This is a genomic window from Paenibacillus marchantiophytorum (genome assembly GCF_014640555.1).
GTDB classification, from domain to species: Bacteria; Bacillota; Bacilli; order Paenibacillales; family NBRC-103111; genus Paenibacillus_E; species Paenibacillus_E marchantiophytorum.
Genome location: NZ_BMHE01000005.1, coordinates 56,469 through 73,500 on the forward strand (window position 1 = coordinate 56,469; position 17,032 = coordinate 73,500).

Sequence of the window (17,032 nt, forward strand, 5' to 3'; positions counted from 1 at the left end):
ACTCATTACCCCTCTACGTTAATTCAATGGTTTCTTTCTTCATCAGCCTTTGCAGCGTTGCTGTCGTGATCAAAGAAAGCACCAGAATGAGAACGCCAATCGCAGACGCATAGCTGAATTGGCCGAACTTGAAGGCATTCAAATACAGATAGGAGCCCATGACCTGTGTCGCATTATCCACTCCGCCTTCAAAGGTCATGATCGTGACGATAACGAATGATCCATTGAGTGTTGTCATGACAATCCAGAGAACCGAAGTCTGGATCTGCTCCCACGACAAGGGAAGGGTAATCTGCCAAAATTGATGCCACTGTGACGCGCCGTCAATATCCGCCGATTCGTATAACGACGAGGGGATGCTTAGAATCCCGGCAACTAGCAAGATGATTGTGAACCCTACACCCGCCCAAATCGCAGGCGGCAAGAGCGCGAAGATCGACCATTTGTCGCCCAACCAAGCGAAATCGAACTTTTTCTCAGTAAATAAAGAGATGAAAGAATTCAAAAATCCGAGGTTCGGATTATACACATAGCGCCAGAGCACTCCGACCACGACAACGGAAAGCACATTAGGCAGAAAGAAAATGATCCGATAAAAACTTGAACCTTTCATATTGAAACGGGTTAACGCCAATGCAAGGAACATCGATAAGAGCATAAAACCAATGACTTTGCCGATAACCAGAATGTAGTCGTTGCGAATTGTTTTTAGAATAATATCGTCATGCAGCAGGTCCTTGAAATTGCCAAGACCGATAAAGTTATACGTTTCAGATCCGCCCGACCAATCAAACAAACTAAGATAAATACCTTTAAACAGGGGATAAACGGTAAAAACTAGATACAAAAGCAATGTTGGCAGGATAAAGGAAAGAATGAATAGGTTCCGCTTCATCTTTGCAGTGCCGGTTCTCACACTCTTATTCCGTTCGTTCATGGTGGCTGTGTCTGTCTGTCTCTCTTTCATGATTTCCCCCAATCTAAATGTCTGAACGATAGCAAGGGAATCTTGATTCCCTCGCTATCGTTCATCACATTAACGGAATTATTTCTTTTCTTTAGCGCGAATTTTGTCCGTCGCTTCTTCCATGCGATCCGCCCACTGCTGCGGTGTAATTTCGCCTTTGGTAAGCGCGATCGTCGCGTTGTTTCTCGCCGTGACAAGCTCCTCTGGAATGACGATTTCAGGCGCGACAACCGTATTCGGCGAGTTATAGAATTTAGCTGCTTCTTTCGTCAGAGCCGGCGCATTCGTTCCTTCAAGATCAGCCTTAATGTTCGAAGGGGCTTTGGAAAGCTCCGCCCATAGTTTGCTTTGTTTTTCAGTGAAAATAAATTGCATAAACGCTTTAGCTGCCTCTGGGTTTTTTGCTTTCTTGGCAATACCCACAGTGGATGTGTATGGATTCGCTACAAACTTGCCACCTTTGTCCTGTCCGATGGAAGGCAAGAAGCCGAATTCGAATCCAGCCGGAATGTCCTTAGCCATCTCGCTTTCCACCCAAATGCCGGTCGGGATGAAAGCCGCTTTATGCTGCAGCCATTGGGATTGGGAATCTGTGTGGTTCAGCGCCGGAGACGCTTTATCGATTAGACCCTTGTCTCTTATTTGCACAATTTTATCCAGCGCTTTCATCACAGGCTCGCTCTTCCAAACACCTTTCTCGAGTGTATTAATTTTCTTGGAAATGGAAGTATCATAGTTGTTCATCGCAATGATGGTCGGATCGAGCAAGGCTCCATTGATGTAGTATGGATAAACCCCTGTATGGATGTAATCGCTCATCTTGCCATCCGCTTTAATTTTCTCCCCTAAAGCCATGAAGCTTTGGAAATCTACAGGCGCTTCCCACCCTTTGCTTTTGAATAACGCTTTATCGTAGAACGTGCCCCAGGATCCGAAAACTAACGGAACGGCATATGCTTTGCCTGGCTTGTACTCCTCAGGCGGAGCGATCAGCAGATCGAGAATTTTTTTGCCGTCAATATTCTTTGCATCTTTTAGCCAGTCCGTAATATCCATCAATTGGTCATCCGTAACCATTTGCCTTGTGTTGGAGCCGGCTCCGTCAATGTATACAAAATCAGGCGGATTGCCTTGCAGCCAGCGAGGTTTCATTTGATCATTAATTTTTGCTCCGGCGGACTCTTTAATTTTGAGATCAGGATTCTGCTTTTGGAAATCAGCAATCGCTTGTTTCCACCACATATCCCCGTATCCACCAACAAAATATTGGATTTCGAAATCTCCGGCTAGCTTCGTTCCCCCAGCCTTTGCGCTCTCCGTTGCTTTAGCGCTTTCAACAGGCTTCGTTGTCGGAGGCGTCGTACTCCCATTATTGCTTCCGCAACCACTCAGTGTTAACATAACTGTCGACAGTACCATACCCCATGCCACTACTTTTTTGGATGTTCTCATTCGAAATGACCTCCCCAGCGTTATGTTGATCCTCTCTTACACCTTCATCATAGTGATTTTCACGGTTCGCAACCATTGATAAAAAAACTGTAAATAGTTAAAAAAGTATTGTCTTTTGGCGCGTATTGTATAAAAACACAAAACAAGCCAGGAATCATTTCCTAGACTTGTTCTCATGCACAACTCAATGACTTTTGTTCAAAGCAATTTGCTGCAGCCGATCCAGCGCCTGTTTCGGACTTGTCTGACCGAGCAGCACAGTTTGTCCCATATTTCTGGTTGCATTAAGAACTGCTGACCAAGCTGGATCCTGAATAGGGTAAAACTTTGCGGTTTTAATCGCGTCCAAATTTTGCTTCATAGACGGATCATCCTTCGCGAGTTTGCTGCCTACCGTTCGAATGGTTGGAAGAAACCCTTCCCGGAGGACAAACTCTTCGTAACGCGCATCTTCATACATGAAATCGAGGAATTTGGATAAAGCCTCCTTATTCGTATGATCGGTTTTGAACGACATCAGAACGTCCTGTACGCCTAGTACCAAAGGTGTCTGACCCTCTTTAACCGGGATCGGCCCTTTCCCCCATTTGAGTCCCGGGTACTCCTGCGGAACGACCGTCTCAAAATAATTGCCGGAGATCAGCATGCCCAGCTTGCCGTTGCCAAGGATGCGCTGTTTCTCGTCGCGCGTCGTCACGGTCGGCTCCGAATCCGTTAGCCCTTTTTCATACAAATCTTTCAGAAACGTGATGCCTTCCACATTCTCAGGAGAATTGATCGCCCACTCGCCATTTTTCATCCAGCCTCCGCCAGCTCCGTAAAAGAAATAGGAGAGATAAGCCCAAATTTCGTTATCCGTCAAATCGACCCCAAAGCCGTCAACTTGTTTGGTTTCCTTGATTTTGCGCGCGTCTTCCTCTAAGGATTTCCAATCTTTCGGTGGCTGTGTAATCCCAACTTCATTGAAAATATCTTTGTTATAGTACAATTGCCGGATCGTAGCGACATAAGGAACCGTGTATTGCGTGCCCTTCATTTTGCTGCTCTCCATCAAGTAAGGGTAAATATCGTCCTTCAACTCTTTGGACATGATATCATCCATACTGTTGAGCAGCCCGTCCTTGGCAAAATGCGCATAAATGTTCGTAAGCAGCAAATCCGGAGGCTCGTTGCGACTAATCATGGTATTGTAGGCGCTGTCCAGAATGTCCCAGTTTATGACCTGCAGTTCAACCGTGATGCTCGGGTACTTCGTCTCGAAATCTTTCACCAGTTTCTCAAAATAGGGCTTGGTAGACGAGCTATACTCTGCGGCTACGAAGGTAATCGATGCTTTCGCTTCGGGATTGGCGGAAGCCGGTCCAAGGCCGTTCTCCCGAATACATCCCGTGAACAACACAGCCGTAAGCTGCAATAGTATGATCAACAAACCCCTTTTTCTTTGATCGAATTGGCTCATGGTTTGACCCCCTCTAGTCAAATGACTACTTTTCTACCATTGGGAAGAGAAGCTCCTGATTTTCTTGCGTATACATATTTCCCCTGGTGATGGCACGGGATTCAATATTGATCTTGGGGTCCACTTTGATACCCGAGGAAGCTTGAACTGCCGTTTCAACAGCTACATAGCCGAGATTGAATGGTTTTTTTACGATTTCAGCCTTTAAAATACCTTCTTCCAAAAGCTTAATTTGATAAATGGAACTGTCGAAGCCGACAATCTTGGTGCGGTTTCCGCGTTTCATTTCTTTAACAGCCCTCGCAGCTCCTAAGGTAGCCGTTTCATTCAAAGCGGCAAGCCCTTGGATGTCTGGATACATAGCCAACAGATTTTTGACCTGTTCATAAACCGCATCCTCCGTTCCTTCAAGCTCGAAATTCCCTGCATAGGCAACGCCGGGAAAAGCGGCAAACGCTTCTTGGCATCCGTCCTGACGTTCTTTCTCTGTGAGCGATTCCTTGCCGCTGCTAAGCGTCATTACGCGAAATAAGGAGTCATTCTGTCCTTCCGTCAAAATCAGACCGGCTTGTCTCCCCGCTTCGGTATTGTCAGTCATAATCAGGCTTGCCTCCGGATGAGAGCGAACCGGTGAATCGATCAAGATAAGCTTCGTGCCGGATTTGGTTATTTTCTCGGCGGCGGATGATAGGGCATCGTAGTCACCTGCAGCGAGAATGATCGCGTCCGGTTTCTTCGCCAGCGCTTCATCCACGCTGCGAATTTGCGCAGCCGTATCGCTTTCGGATAACGGCCCCATGATGTCGAGATTTACTGCGTACTCCTTGGCAGCCTCTTCTGCGCCTGAGCGAACCATTTGCCAATAGTCCGAGCGAATATTGTTCGTTTTTAACACAATTGCGATCTCCAGCTTCTTGGGATTCGTGATCCGCAGCATCTCCATGCCGATAACCGCGACGAAACCAAGCGTAATCACGAGCAGCACGGCCCAGATAACCGGCTTTTTAAGGTGCATGATCGGCTCCTTTCTGGAGGCATTTAGGGAGAACAATCCTGACTTCCGTGCCTACCCACTTTTCGCTCTTATAGGAAAGACCGAACTCACTTCCGAATAGTTGGATACGTTCATTCACATTGCTGACGCCAATTCCCTTGACAACGCCATCTCTCGACTTCAAGATTTGCTCCATCTGCTCCGGCTCCATGCCGACGCCATTATCAGCGACAACAAAGACAATCGTATCCCCAACTTCTGTCCCTGTTATGGTTACCTGTCCAGGCTCCAGACTATTTTTGATCCCATGATAAATCGCATTCTCGACAATGGGCTGCAAAATAATTTTGGGAATATGCACGTCCAGAATCCCAGTATCTACGTCGATCCGGAAATCAAGCTTATCCTTATATCGCATCGCTTGGATCTGGAGATAGTTGGTAATATGCTCGATCTCTACCCGAACAGGAACGGTTTCATCATTTTTATGAATAATGGCGCGAAACAGCTTGGCCAGAGAGGACGTCATCAGCACAACCTCATCATGCTTTTTACGCTCCGCCATCCAGATGATGGAATCCAGCGTGTTATACAAAAAATGAGGATTGATTTGCGCTTCCAGCAGCTTCATCTCGCTCTTGCGTTTGCTTTCTTCATTTTGAATAATTTGATTCATCAAATCTCGAATGCGGCCAACCATAATCGTGAACGTGTGGCTTAATTGCCCGATTTCATTCTTGCTTTGAAATTCAGAACGAATTGTGAAATCTCCTTTTTCCACTTGTTTCATATTTCTTTGCAGCAGTTTGATCGGTTGAGAAAGGTGACGGGAAAGAATAAATGAGAGGCATAACGCGATGACTAAAGCTAATATGGTCCATAGGAAATACGAAACATTAATTTGATACTGGTTGGCAATGAGTTCATTGGCATAGGCGACCCCGACGATTTTCCAGCCGAAATGCGTCTCTTGGATCGTATACATCCTTTTTTTGTTGCCTTCACCTGTCGTGAAGCTGCCGCTGCCGGATTGTTTGACCTGATCGATCATCTCCGTTTTCAGCTTGCTGTTGATCAGCTTCTGCTGCGGATGATACACGATGCTGCCATCCTTATCGACGATGAACACATAGCCTCTTTTGCCGAGGTTGATCTGATTGCAAATTTGGTTAATAACACTCAGATTTAGATCAACGAGGAAAATACCATCCCCCGTAATGCCGTCTGCGCTTTTCAGCTCACGGCTTAGTGAAACAACCCACCGGTACTCGTTTTGAATCATGTTCTGGACGTGCGGAGCAGAGATGACGGATCTTCCTCCCTCCGCCTTCGCGTTTTTGTACCAAGGCTGTTCCTCGAAGTTGGCGTTCAAGTTCAGGCTTGTAATTCTACGGTCTGAGACAAATCGGTTGTTGTAGCCAAATACCATAATCGAGGCAATATCTTTGCGGGTAATCAAAATAGATTGAAATAAATCGGATATACGTTTCTCATACGGCCTGCGCTCTTCATCGCTAATAAAGCTCGTACCCGTAATATAATATTTCACGTCCTTGTTCGTGGATGCGAGTAGAGAAATGTCTTCCATATTGGTGATGTAGGATTGAAGATTGATGTTCACTTGTTTGACGATTTCAGAGATATAATGTTTGGAATTCAGTTCTACCGCGTCAGCGGACAAACGATAAGAGATGTAGCTTGTGATCACGATTAGAAACAGGATCAGACACGAGAAGACGACAGAAATACTGGATTGAATGCTTCTGAATTTGAATAGAAATGATCCGACATTCCGTCCTTTTCTCATCTTTATTTCTCCTTCAACAACTTATCTCGGTATTCCGTAGGTGTCGTTCCCGTATGCTTTTTAAATAACACACTGAAATATTGAGGATCGCTGTAGCCAACTTTTAACGCCACTTCATAGGATTTCAAAGACGTCTGATTTAGCAAATCTTTGGCTTTATCGATCCGCACGCGCGTTACGTACTCCATAATCGTTTGTTCCTTATTCTGCTTAAACACAGAACTGAAGTAGCTTTTGCTCATATGGACATGGCGGCAAAGTTCATCGACGGAAAGGTTCTCGTTCACATAATGCTTTTCGATGTAATCGATCACACTCAGAACCTGCATTTTCGTTTGATCGCTTCGCTGCTCTGCCACAAATAAAATCGCTTCTTTACAAATCGTTTTGAGCCACTCTTCAATTTCCTCCAACGTTTTGAACTGATTGATCTCTTTTTGAGCGATGTCATATCCTTTGAAATGGTTGCTGTGATTGCCTTCGAACTCATGAATCGTGTTCATTATGGAAATAATGATCGATTGAACTTGTAAATAACAGCCGCCCATCGGCATTAAAGAAGCTTTAAGACAACTGATTAATTGTTCGATCAACGCTTGCGTTTCCCCGAACGTTCCCGTCTTGATCACGGTAGAGAACTTTCGGTTCCATTCCATATCCAGTTGCTGGGCAGGTTTGTTGCCGCCCTCCATATCCTGAATTGAGATGACCCTGTTGTTGCCGAGCATGAACCTGTAATCCAGCGCCGAGATCGCCCCTTTGTAAGAAAGCGGGAGCTCATGCAGTGCTCTGCACATCGTGCCGACGCCAACCGTAACCGTACATTTCAAATATTTCTCCATGCAGAAGCGCATGACCTCAGACAAGTTGAGCGCCGCTTCATCGAGTTCGTTTCCTGAATCTCCATAGAAGAGAACGACCATTCTCTCTTCCCTCGTGCGGAAAACAATGGCTTCTTTACTTTCTACTACTTCTTGCACAATATTGTAGGCAGCAGATCGGAATAGCTCCGGATCATTCTGCCATCTTTCCTTCTTGACTTCGTCTAGGTTATCAATGTCAATGGCGACAACAAGATAAGGCGGTTCGATTAACGGAAGCCCGAAATAGTGAAACCGCTCCATAATCTTTCTTTCACTCAGGGTGCCGCTCATCAGCTGCTCCAAAAACCGTTCTCTCAACAAAGGCAGGCTTTGATGCAGCTGCATTTTCAGATGGGAGAGGTTTTCGCGGCTTTCTGCTTCCTTGTCCATTTCTGCTTTCACTCTATCCAGCAGACTGCGAATTTCATTTGCCGTAATCGGTTTGACGACAAAATCGTGAACTTTCAAACGCAGCGCTTGCTGGGCGTAGTCAAACTCATCATGGCCGGTAAGAATAATCACCTTGATATACGGATATTTCAATTGAATTTGCCTGGTTAGCTCGATCCCGTCCATAAACGGCATACAAATATCCGACAAAACCAAATCCGGCCTGAACTCTGCAATCGCTTCCAAAGCTTCTTTGCCATTCCTATAGTCTCCGATGCATTCAAAACCGTGCCGTTCCCACTCGATACTCTCTTTGATTCCTTCTCTTACCTCAATTTCATCGTCCACGATTATGATTCTATATATGATGTTCACCCCATTCTTTGCTTAAAATGAGTTTCGATTAGTGTCAGGAATCCTGCCACAGACAAGGATACAAAGTAATAACACATCAAAACCCTTTTATAGATTGCAATAGGCTTTATTCGCATGATGTCATCATCATTATACAAGCCTTTGCTTGTATCGGATAGAGCCAAATTGAATGGTTTTATTTGCATTATTGATAAAAAATGGAATTATTATTCAAGCGGCTGCACACAAATAATCCCCCCGCCGGATTGGAATGGCAGGGGGATTAAGCAGATGTTTGAATTAGACCACCGCTAAGGCAGCCATTTTCTGCATTAAATCTTGTTTGCGACCGCGTGACTCGAGGTAATATATAACAATACATGTCATTATTAGCAGTAAGTTGTTATACAAAGCTATGGGCGGCCAAGCGGCGATGTATCAATCAAACTTCCACAAAAAAAAGCTCGCTCTCCGAAGCATCAGATGCCTCGGCAAGCAAGCATATTTTTACTATTTACGCATAGCGTCAACGATCAATTGGCCCATTGCCAATGTACCGATAGCCGTGCTCTTATCAACAGCGATATCGCCTGTACGGTGACCCGCATCCAGAACTTCTTTCACTGCGCGCTCAATGGAATCCGCTGCTTCATGGTAACCGAATGTCAAACGGAACATCAAAGCGACCGACAAGATTGTTGCAATTGGGTTGGAGATGCCTTGACCAGCAATATCAGGCGCAGAGCCATGTACCGGCTCGTACAAGCCGAAACTGCCTTCGCCAAGCGAAGCGGAAGCCAACATTCCGATGGAACCTGTCAACATTGCAGCTTCGTCGCTCAGGATGTCGCCAAACATGTTTTCCGTTACGATAACATCGAAGCTGGACGGACGACGCAGCAATTGCATCGCACAGTTGTCTACAAGGACGTGCTCAAGTTCAACATCCGGATAGTCAACCGCAATCCGGTTAACCGTTTCGCGCCATAGGCGGGAAGTTTCCAGAACGTTCGCTTTATCTACGGAAGCAAGCTTCTTACGACGCGTTTGAGCAATTTCGAACGCTTGACGCGCGATACGCTCAATTTCGGTTACATTATATGCACAAGTATCAACCGCTTCTTGACCATTAGCTGTCTCACGACGGAATTTCTCACCGAAGTAGATCCCGCCTGTCAACTCACGCACAACGATCAAGTCAGTGCCTTCCAGCACTTCTGGTTTCAACGTGGACGCTTCTTTCAAGCAATCGAAAATGAAAGCCGGACGAATGTTGGAGAACAAGCCAAGCGCTTTGCGAATGCCGAGAAGGCCTGTTTCCGGACGAAGTTCTTTGGAGTTGTTGTCCCATTTCGGACCACCAACAGCTCCAAGCAGAACAGCGTCTGCGGATTGGCAAACTTCCAATGTTTCTTGCGGAAGCGGTGTGCCTTTCTCATCGATCGCAATACCACCGAACAAAGCATGTTCGGTTTCAAATTGATAACCGAATAATGCTTCGGTACGTTTCAATACTTTTTCTGCTTCTGCTACAACTTCAGGACCAATACCGTCTCCAGCAATGATCGCAATTTTTTTTACATCTGCCATGACTGTTATTCACTCCTTAAATTAGTAAAACTGTTAGTACGCATCTACTATCGCATATGATGCTCTCATTGTAACATAAGATGACCTTCTTCATTAGATATAAAAGCTATTGCTTTTATAGGTATCGCCTATAAGCATATAACAGGAGCCTATCCTGTTTTCACATCTTGATCGTACGGTTGGTTTTGCCTTCTAGGCTTTTCCTCCCGATAAGAGCCTCCAAGGACTTCTATTCGTGTATGAATGCCACTTTTCGCGCAATAAGAGCTTTTTGAGACTCTTACTGCATCGTGTTAGGGAGTTTCTGCGTGTTTCACCGGAGATAAGAGTCCTTAAGGACTCCTATACATGAAAAAAACCCTCTTTTTGTGCAAATAGGAGCTGTTGAAGACTCTTATTTGCACAATAGGGGGAGGGCGTGTGAGATAGGCCTGCTAACGTTGTAGCTTGCCTATGCCTCCATATCAAGGAGCATTCAGAGAAATAAGCACGTTCCGCTGCCTTATTTCCCGAAGGGATCCTCATGAAAGGATGGCTTAGGCATTCTGCAGAAAGGACTCCATCGCTTTCGCTAACTTCTGCATGCCGAGAATCGTTGTTTCCCGATCCGTATGCGTGTAGTTCAGGCGCAATGTGTTGTGCTGCGGATTCTCAGCAAAGAAGGTAGCACCCGGAACAAAGGCTACGCCTTCTTTGACCGCGATTTTGAGCAGCTCCTCCGCGCGCATGTTTGCCGGAAGTTCCACCCAGATGAACATGCCGCCTTTTGGTTCTTCCCATTTCAGACCAGGCAGGTTCAGTTCGGCCAGCAAGCCGCTCATGAATTTCATCCGATCATAATACTGCTCGCGAATTAGGGAGATATGAGCGTCAAGATCGAAATGCTCAAGCAAATGGTACAGCGTCTGCTGATCGATCGTGCTCGAGTGAAGATCAGCCGATTGCTTAAAGCGGGCAATTTGGCGAATGATGTTCTCGTCCCCAATCACCCATCCTGAGCGGAAGGCAGGCGCCACCGTTTTGGAGAAAGTGCTCGTATAAACGACATTCCCGCCTTCAGCTTTGCCGCCTAGCGAGAAAATCGTTGGATAGTTTTGCGTTTCATCAAACTGAATTTCGCCGTAGGGATCATCTTCCAGAATCAGCACATCCGCGCCGCGGCAAATATCCAGCAAGCCTTGACGGCGTTCCAGACTCCAGGCACGGCCAGCCGGGTTGGAGAACGTCGGAATGACATAGACCAGTTTGGGGTTATGTTCAGCAATTTTTGCCGCGAGATCTTCGAGAATCATCCCATCATTGTCGCTGTCTACCGAATAAATCTTAGCCCCTTTGGCCTGAAATACTTGAATTGCAGCCAAATAAGTCGGTCTTTCGACCAAAATGATATCGCCTTCATCAATATATACGCGAGTAAGCAAATCAATGGCTTGCTGCGAACCTGTTGTAAGCAGCATTTCATCCGGCGTCACGTGCATATTTTTGGCTGCCATCCGCTTGCACAAGGATTCACGCAGCGGTTTGTAACCTTCGGTCAAGCCATATTGCAGCGCCGATTTGCCACCCTCAATGACGCGTTTGAACGCATCGCTAACGGCATCCAATGGGAAAAACTCTTCAGCAGGCAATCCGCCGGCAAAAGAAATAATCGAACTGCCTTGTGTCAGCTTGAGAATTTCTCTGACCGCTGAGGATGAGAAGCCTTCCAACGATTTCGAAAATCGATATTTCATATGTGGACGCATCCTTTCACATTTGTAGAAAGCACCCCTCCTCTTGCATGGAGGCGAGGTGCTTATCCTGTTGATTATATCAACGTAACGTTGCTTCTATTGCTGGTTGGTGTTTTGCGTTTCTCGATCAGCCTGTTCACAGCGTCCAAATAAGCTTTGGCGCTCGCTTCGAGGATATCTGTCGAGATGCCGCGTCCTTGAACGGACACATCGTTTTGTTTCAAAACAACGTGAACTTCGCCGAGCGCATCTTTCCCGTGGGAAACGGATTTGATGGAGTAGTCGTCCAGCTCCACCTCTTCCTTCGTAGCTTTGTCAATCGCATTGTAAATCGCATCTACCGAGCCGTTGCCGACTGCGCTTTCTGCGACTTCACTGCCATCTTCCAAGCGAACGTGAACGGTTGCCGTTGGCGTCATTTGATTGCCATACGCCACTTGAAGCGTACCTAGTGCGAATACTTCCGGCGTCTCGATCAGCTTCTCTTCGATCAACGCGCGAATGTCCTCGTCTTCGACTTGCTTCTTGCGATCCGCCAAATCTTTGAACTTGGCGAAGGCCGCGTTCACTTGCTCGTCTCCGAGCTCGTAGCCGAGGTCGATCAACTTCTCACGGAACGCGTGGCGTCCTGAGTGTTTGCCCATCACGAGCTTGCTTTCCTTGACACCGATGGTCTCTGGGGAAATAATCTCGTAGGTCGTTTTCTCTTTGAGCATCCCATCCTGATGGATGCCGGACTCATGCGCGAACGCGTTAGCGCCGACGATCGCCTTGTTGCCTGGCACCACCATACCGGTCAGCTTGCTGACCAAACGGCTGGTGCGGTAAATCTCTTTCAACACAAGCGAGGTTTTCGCTTGGTAGAAATCTTGGCGCGTTTCGAGCGCCATGACAACTTCCTCGATCGAGGTGTTGCCTGCGCGCTCGCCGATACCGTTGATGGTGCCTTCGATTTGATCGGCACCATTCAGAACCGCTGCCAACGCGTTGGCTGTAGCCATGCCGAGATCGTCATGGCAGTGCGCGCTGAGCTGAATCTTCTCGACGCCAGGCACTTGCTCCTTGACGACTTTGAAGATGTTCCCGTAATCATAAGGCGTCATAAAGCCGACGGTATCCGGAATATTGACAACGGATGCTCCGGCCTTCACAGCCATCGCCGTTACTTCAACGATGAAATCAAGTTCTGTACGACCTGCATCCTCAAGGGAAAACTCAATTTTGCTGAAATATTTCTTCGCATATTTGATGGCAGCTTCCGCGGCTTCCAGCACTTGGTGCTTCTCCATCCGCAGCTTATGCTGGCGGTGAATCGGCGATGTCGCCAGGAATAGATGAATACAAGGGTCCACAGCGCCCTTCAGCGCTTCGCGAACAGCCTCGATATCATTCTCCTTCGAACGGGACAAACCGATGACAGAAGCGTTCTTGATAGCTCTGGCTACGGCATTCACACCGGCCAAGTCACCAGGCGATGCCGCCGGGAAGCCCGCTTCCATACGATCAACGCCCAGCTTCTCGAGCTGCAGCGCGATTTCGACCTTCTCCTGCATATTCAGGTTCACACCTGGCGATTGCTCTCCGTCTCTGAGCGTTGTATCAAAGATGTAGATTTTGCGCACCCATAGTCACCTCCTAAAGATGGTTGTTTACTCGTCTGTATAGTATTCACAGGGAGTGATTGGGAAATTCTCCTCAATCACTCCCTGTGGAATGGTATAGCTATGGAATTCGTCAGGTTGACGAATTATTTTTTGATCCAGTGCATCATTTCGCGCAGTTCTTTACCAACCACTTCGATTGGGTGTTCTGCTTCATTGCGGCGAGTTGCGTTCATGAACGCGAAGTTGGATTGGTTTTCCAAGATGAAGTCGCGAGCGAATTTACCTTGTTGAATATCCGTAAGAACAGCTTTCATCGCTTTTTTCGTTTCAGCAGTGATGATACGAGGTCCAGTTACATAGTCACCGTATTCCGCTGTGTTGGAGATGGAACTACGCATGGAAGCAAGTCCACCTTCGTACATCATGTCAACGATCAATTTCAGTTCGTGCAGACATTCGAAGTAAGCCATTTCTGGTGCATAACCAGCTTCAACCAATGTTTCGAAACCTGCTTTAACCAGTTCAGAAGCACCACCGCAAAGAACGGCTTGCTCACCGAACAAATCTGTTTCTGTTTCTTCACGGAAGGAAGTTTCGATAACCCCTGCGCGTGTACAGCCGATACCTTTGGCATAAGCAAGACCGATTGCTTTTGCGTTGCCAGTAGCGTCTTTTTCGATTGCGATCAAGCCAGGAACGCCAAAGCCTTCAACGTACGTACGACGTACCATGTGACCTGGGGATTTCGGAGCTACCAAGAATACATCTGTACCTTCAGGAGCAACGATTTGTCCGAAATGGATGTTGAAACCGTGGGAGAACATGATCGCTGCGCCTTGTTTCATGTTCGGTTGAATGGACTCACGGTATACGCGAGCTTGCGTCTCATCCGGCATCAAGATTTGGATCACGTCAGCGCGGCGTGCCGCTTCTTCAACGGATACAACTTCAAAACCATCGTTTTTCGCAGCGTTCCAAGAACGGCCTTCACGAAGTCCGATAATAACGTTCAATCCGCTGTCACGCAAGTTTTGTGCTTGTGCGTGCCCTTGGGAACCATAACCAACAACTGCAATCGTTTTACCTTTAAGTACCGCTAAGTCTGCATCTTTTTCATAATAAGTAGTAACTGCCATTCGAATAAATCCTCCTTTGATATGATGAATCCGTAATTGTCTACCCCTTGAGTGGGTGTTTCAACGATTTACCCTCCGAAGCCTAAGCGAGCGCTGACATCATCAACGATCATCCTTTTAAAGCGCTAAAGAGTACGCCGCTGAAAGCCCCACTCAAGGAGGCTAACCTACTTTTCAACGTTGTTTGGGGTTGTTACTTCACTGAACCGCGAATCATAGCTGTTGCTCCCGTACGGGAAAGCTCACGAATGCCGTATGGGCGAAGCAATTCAACCATAGCATCTATTTTATCTGAATCTCCGACAACTTGCACGATAATTGAAGCTGGTCCAATATCGACAACCGCCGCGCGGAACGTTTCTACGATTCCGAGAATTTCCGGACGCATAATTGGCTCTGCATTTACTTTGATAAGTGCGAGTTCTCTAGCTACCATCGGGTTCGCGCTCAGATCAACGACTTTAATAACGTCAATCAGCTTGTACAATTGCTTGGTGATTTGCTCCAGCGTATTGTCATCCCCCGTTGTTACGATAACCATCCGGGAAAGTCCGAGTTCTTCGGACTCCCCTACGGTGATGCTTTCAATATTAAAGCCACGGCGTCCGAACAAACCGGATACACGCTGCAGAACACCTGGCTGATTGTTTACGAGTACGGAAACTGTATGTTTAGTTGTCGTCATTCCGAATCCCCCATTAGCATGTCACTAATTGTATCGCCTGCTTTAACCATCGGGAACACGTTCTCTCCTTTTGGTACGACGAAATCAATAACGACAGGACCCGGTGTATCGAGTGCCTCCTGCCATGCTCTTCTCGCTTCTTCTTTCGTCGTGGCCCGCAAGCCTTTTACGCCGTAAGCTTCTGCCAGCTTCACGAAATCCGGGCTGCCAGCCAGATCAATATGGCTGTAACGGTTCTCGTAGATGATTTCTTGCCATTGACGAACCATGCCCAGCACTTGGTTGTTAATAATAACAACCTTCACCGGAATGTTGTTAATCGCGCAGATCGCAAGCTCTTGCGCACACATCTGCACGCCGCCGTCGCCATTAATGGAGACAACGAGTTTGTCCGGGTTCCCCATTTGGGCACCGATCGCAGACGGGAATCCGAAGCCCATCGTGCCAAGTCCGCCGGAAGTAACCAAGGAGCGCGGATTCTTGAAGCGATAGAATTGTGCAGCCCACATTTGGTGCTGTCCAACGTCTGTCGTGATGATCGCTTCTCCGTTTGTTGACTCACTAATCATTTCGACAACGAATTGCGGCTTCAATTCCGTTTCGGTATCACCGTATTTGAGCGGGAACTTCACTTTATTATCCTGAAGTTCAGCGATCCAAGCTTCGTTCTTAGCAGGCTTTGCTTTGGTATTCGCGTAGGCTAGAACTGCCTTAACGTCGCCAACACAAGGGATGTCCGTTTTCACGTTCTTGCCGATTTCCGCCGGATCCACATCGATATGCGCGATGATTTTTACTTTTGGCGCAAATCCATCTAATTTCATCGTCACACGATCATCGAATCGGGAACCGATGGAGATTAATAGATCCGCGTTTTGAATCGCGGTATTCGCTGTATAGGTTCCATGCATCCCCGGCATGCCGAGCCATAGCTCGTGCGCGCTAGGGAAGCCGCTTAATCCAAGCAATGTAGTCGCAACCGGAATGCGCGTTTTGTTGACGAACTCGATCAATTCCTTGGAAGCATCGGAGTAAACAACGCCGCCGCCAGCGATAATTACTGGACGTTCTGCCTCTTCAATAGCCTTGATCAGTTTGTCTACTTGCAATTTATTCGGCTGTACCGTAGGGTTATAGCCGCGGATGCTAACATCCGTCACTGGTTTAAATATCGTTTTATGAGCGGAGACATCCTTTGGTATGTCAATGAGAACCGGACCCTTACGACCTGAGTTGGCAATATGGAACGCTTCATGAATGATGCGCGGCAGGTCATTGACATCTCTAACCAAGTAGCTGTGTTTGGTGATCGGCATTGTAATACCGGTAATATCCGCCTCTTGGAAAGCATCCGTACCAATGAAATTTGTAGCAACGTTCCCTGTAATAACGACTAACGGAACGGAATCCATATATGCTGTAGCTATTCCTGTGACTAGGTTCGTTGCCCCCGGTCCGGAAGTTGCGATACATACGCCAACTTTGCCTGTGGAACGAGCATATCCATCCGCTGCGTGAATGGCGCCTTGTTCATGTCTCGTCAACAAGTGATTAAAATCGTCAAAACCGTGCATAGCATCATAGATGTACAATACAGCGCCGCCAGGATATCCAAAGACGCAGTCCACACCCTCCAGCAATAAGCTTCTCAGCAAAATCTCAGAACCTGTAATCAGGTCTGGCTTCGTCAGCTTTTCAATCAGTTCTTCTTTTGAGCGTTTTGGTTCAGTTTGAACATTCATTGTGATCCTCCTCTCGAAAAGTCAGTTCTTGTGAGTTATCAAGCTTCTTAGAAATAAGAAAAACCCCTATTCATCCCGTACACGCACTAAACGTGTTAAACGGGACGAAAGGGGTTCAAGCTTCCGTGGTACCACCCAAATTTGCTACGTACTTCACAGTCCATAGCCTTAGCAGGTATGTTCATGAATGAACACTACCCTCAGCACGATAACGTGTGCTCTTCCGATTCTCCCTAATACGTGCAGGTTTCTGCAG

Annotated in this window: 12 protein-coding genes; all 12 read right to left on the reverse strand. The window is 47.0% G+C overall.

Features of this window, described 5'->3' with window-relative positions; translation table 11 throughout:
• Nucleotides 1-13: 13 nt before the first annotated feature.
• Nucleotides 14-937, reverse strand: a complete 924-nt coding sequence (locus IEY34_RS07085; protein WP_189010125.1) for a carbohydrate ABC transporter permease — start codon at nucleotides 935-937, stop codon at nucleotides 14-16.
• Between the two features lie 108 nt (nucleotides 938-1,045).
• Nucleotides 1,046-2,419 carry an ABC transporter substrate-binding protein gene (locus IEY34_RS07090; RefSeq protein ID WP_189009695.1) on the reverse strand — a complete coding sequence of 458 codons (1,374 nt, stop codon included), beginning with the start codon at nucleotides 2,417-2,419 and terminating at the stop codon, nucleotides 1,046-1,048.
• A 184-nt stretch (nucleotides 2,420-2,603) separates the two neighbouring features.
• Nucleotides 2,604-3,878, reverse strand: coding sequence for an extracellular solute-binding protein (locus tag IEY34_RS07095; RefSeq protein ID WP_189009698.1), 1,275 nt, complete (start codon nucleotides 3,876-3,878; stop codon nucleotides 2,604-2,606).
• 25 nt (nucleotides 3,879-3,903) lie between these two features.
• Nucleotides 3,904-4,893, reverse strand: a complete 990-nt coding sequence (locus IEY34_RS07100) for a substrate-binding domain-containing protein (RefSeq protein WP_189009701.1) — start codon at nucleotides 4,891-4,893, stop codon at nucleotides 3,904-3,906.
• Nucleotides 4,883-6,679 (reverse strand): cache domain-containing sensor histidine kinase, encoded by a 1,797-nt coding sequence (locus IEY34_RS07105; protein ID WP_189009704.1) that lies wholly within the window; start codon nucleotides 6,677-6,679, stop codon nucleotides 4,883-4,885. Before IEY34_RS07105 ends, IEY34_RS07100 begins: the two co-directional genes overlap by 11 nt.
• A 2-nt stretch (nucleotides 6,680-6,681) precedes the next feature.
• A complete protein-coding gene (locus IEY34_RS07110; protein WP_229757505.1) occupies nucleotides 6,682-8,280 on the reverse strand; it encodes a response regulator in 1,599 nt (532 codons plus the stop codon).
• 516 nt (nucleotides 8,281-8,796) lie between these two features.
• Nucleotides 8,797-9,876 (reverse strand): 3-isopropylmalate dehydrogenase, encoded by a 1,080-nt coding sequence (gene leuB / locus IEY34_RS07115; RefSeq protein WP_189009706.1) that lies wholly within the window; start codon nucleotides 9,874-9,876, stop codon nucleotides 8,797-8,799.
• A gap of 536 nt (nucleotides 9,877-10,412) precedes the next feature.
• Nucleotides 10,413-11,609: an aminotransferase-like domain-containing protein gene (locus IEY34_RS07120; protein ID WP_189009709.1), complete on the reverse strand. Its 1,197-nt coding sequence runs from the start codon at nucleotides 11,607-11,609 to the stop codon at nucleotides 10,413-10,415.
• A 74-nt stretch (nucleotides 11,610-11,683) separates the two neighbouring features.
• On the reverse strand, nucleotides 11,684-13,231 hold the full coding sequence (locus IEY34_RS07125) for a 2-isopropylmalate synthase (RefSeq protein WP_189009712.1): 1,548 nt from the start codon (nucleotides 13,229-13,231) through the stop codon (nucleotides 11,684-11,686).
• Nucleotides 13,232-13,356: 125 nt separating this feature from the next.
• The gene (gene ilvC, locus IEY34_RS07130) at nucleotides 13,357-14,349 is read right to left on the reverse strand and encodes a ketol-acid reductoisomerase (protein ID WP_079414041.1); all 993 of its coding nucleotides are present in this window, start codon (nucleotides 14,347-14,349) and stop codon (nucleotides 13,357-13,359) included.
• Nucleotides 14,350-14,542: 193 nt separating this feature from the next.
• Nucleotides 14,543-15,034, reverse strand: coding sequence for an acetolactate synthase small subunit (gene ilvN / locus IEY34_RS07135; protein WP_189009715.1), 492 nt, complete (start codon nucleotides 15,032-15,034; stop codon nucleotides 14,543-14,545).
• Nucleotides 15,031-16,776, reverse strand: coding sequence for a biosynthetic-type acetolactate synthase large subunit (ilvB, locus tag IEY34_RS07140; protein WP_189009718.1), 1,746 nt, complete (start codon nucleotides 16,774-16,776; stop codon nucleotides 15,031-15,033). Before ilvB ends, ilvN begins: the two co-directional genes overlap by 4 nt.
• Nucleotides 16,777-17,032 lie beyond the last annotated feature (256 nt).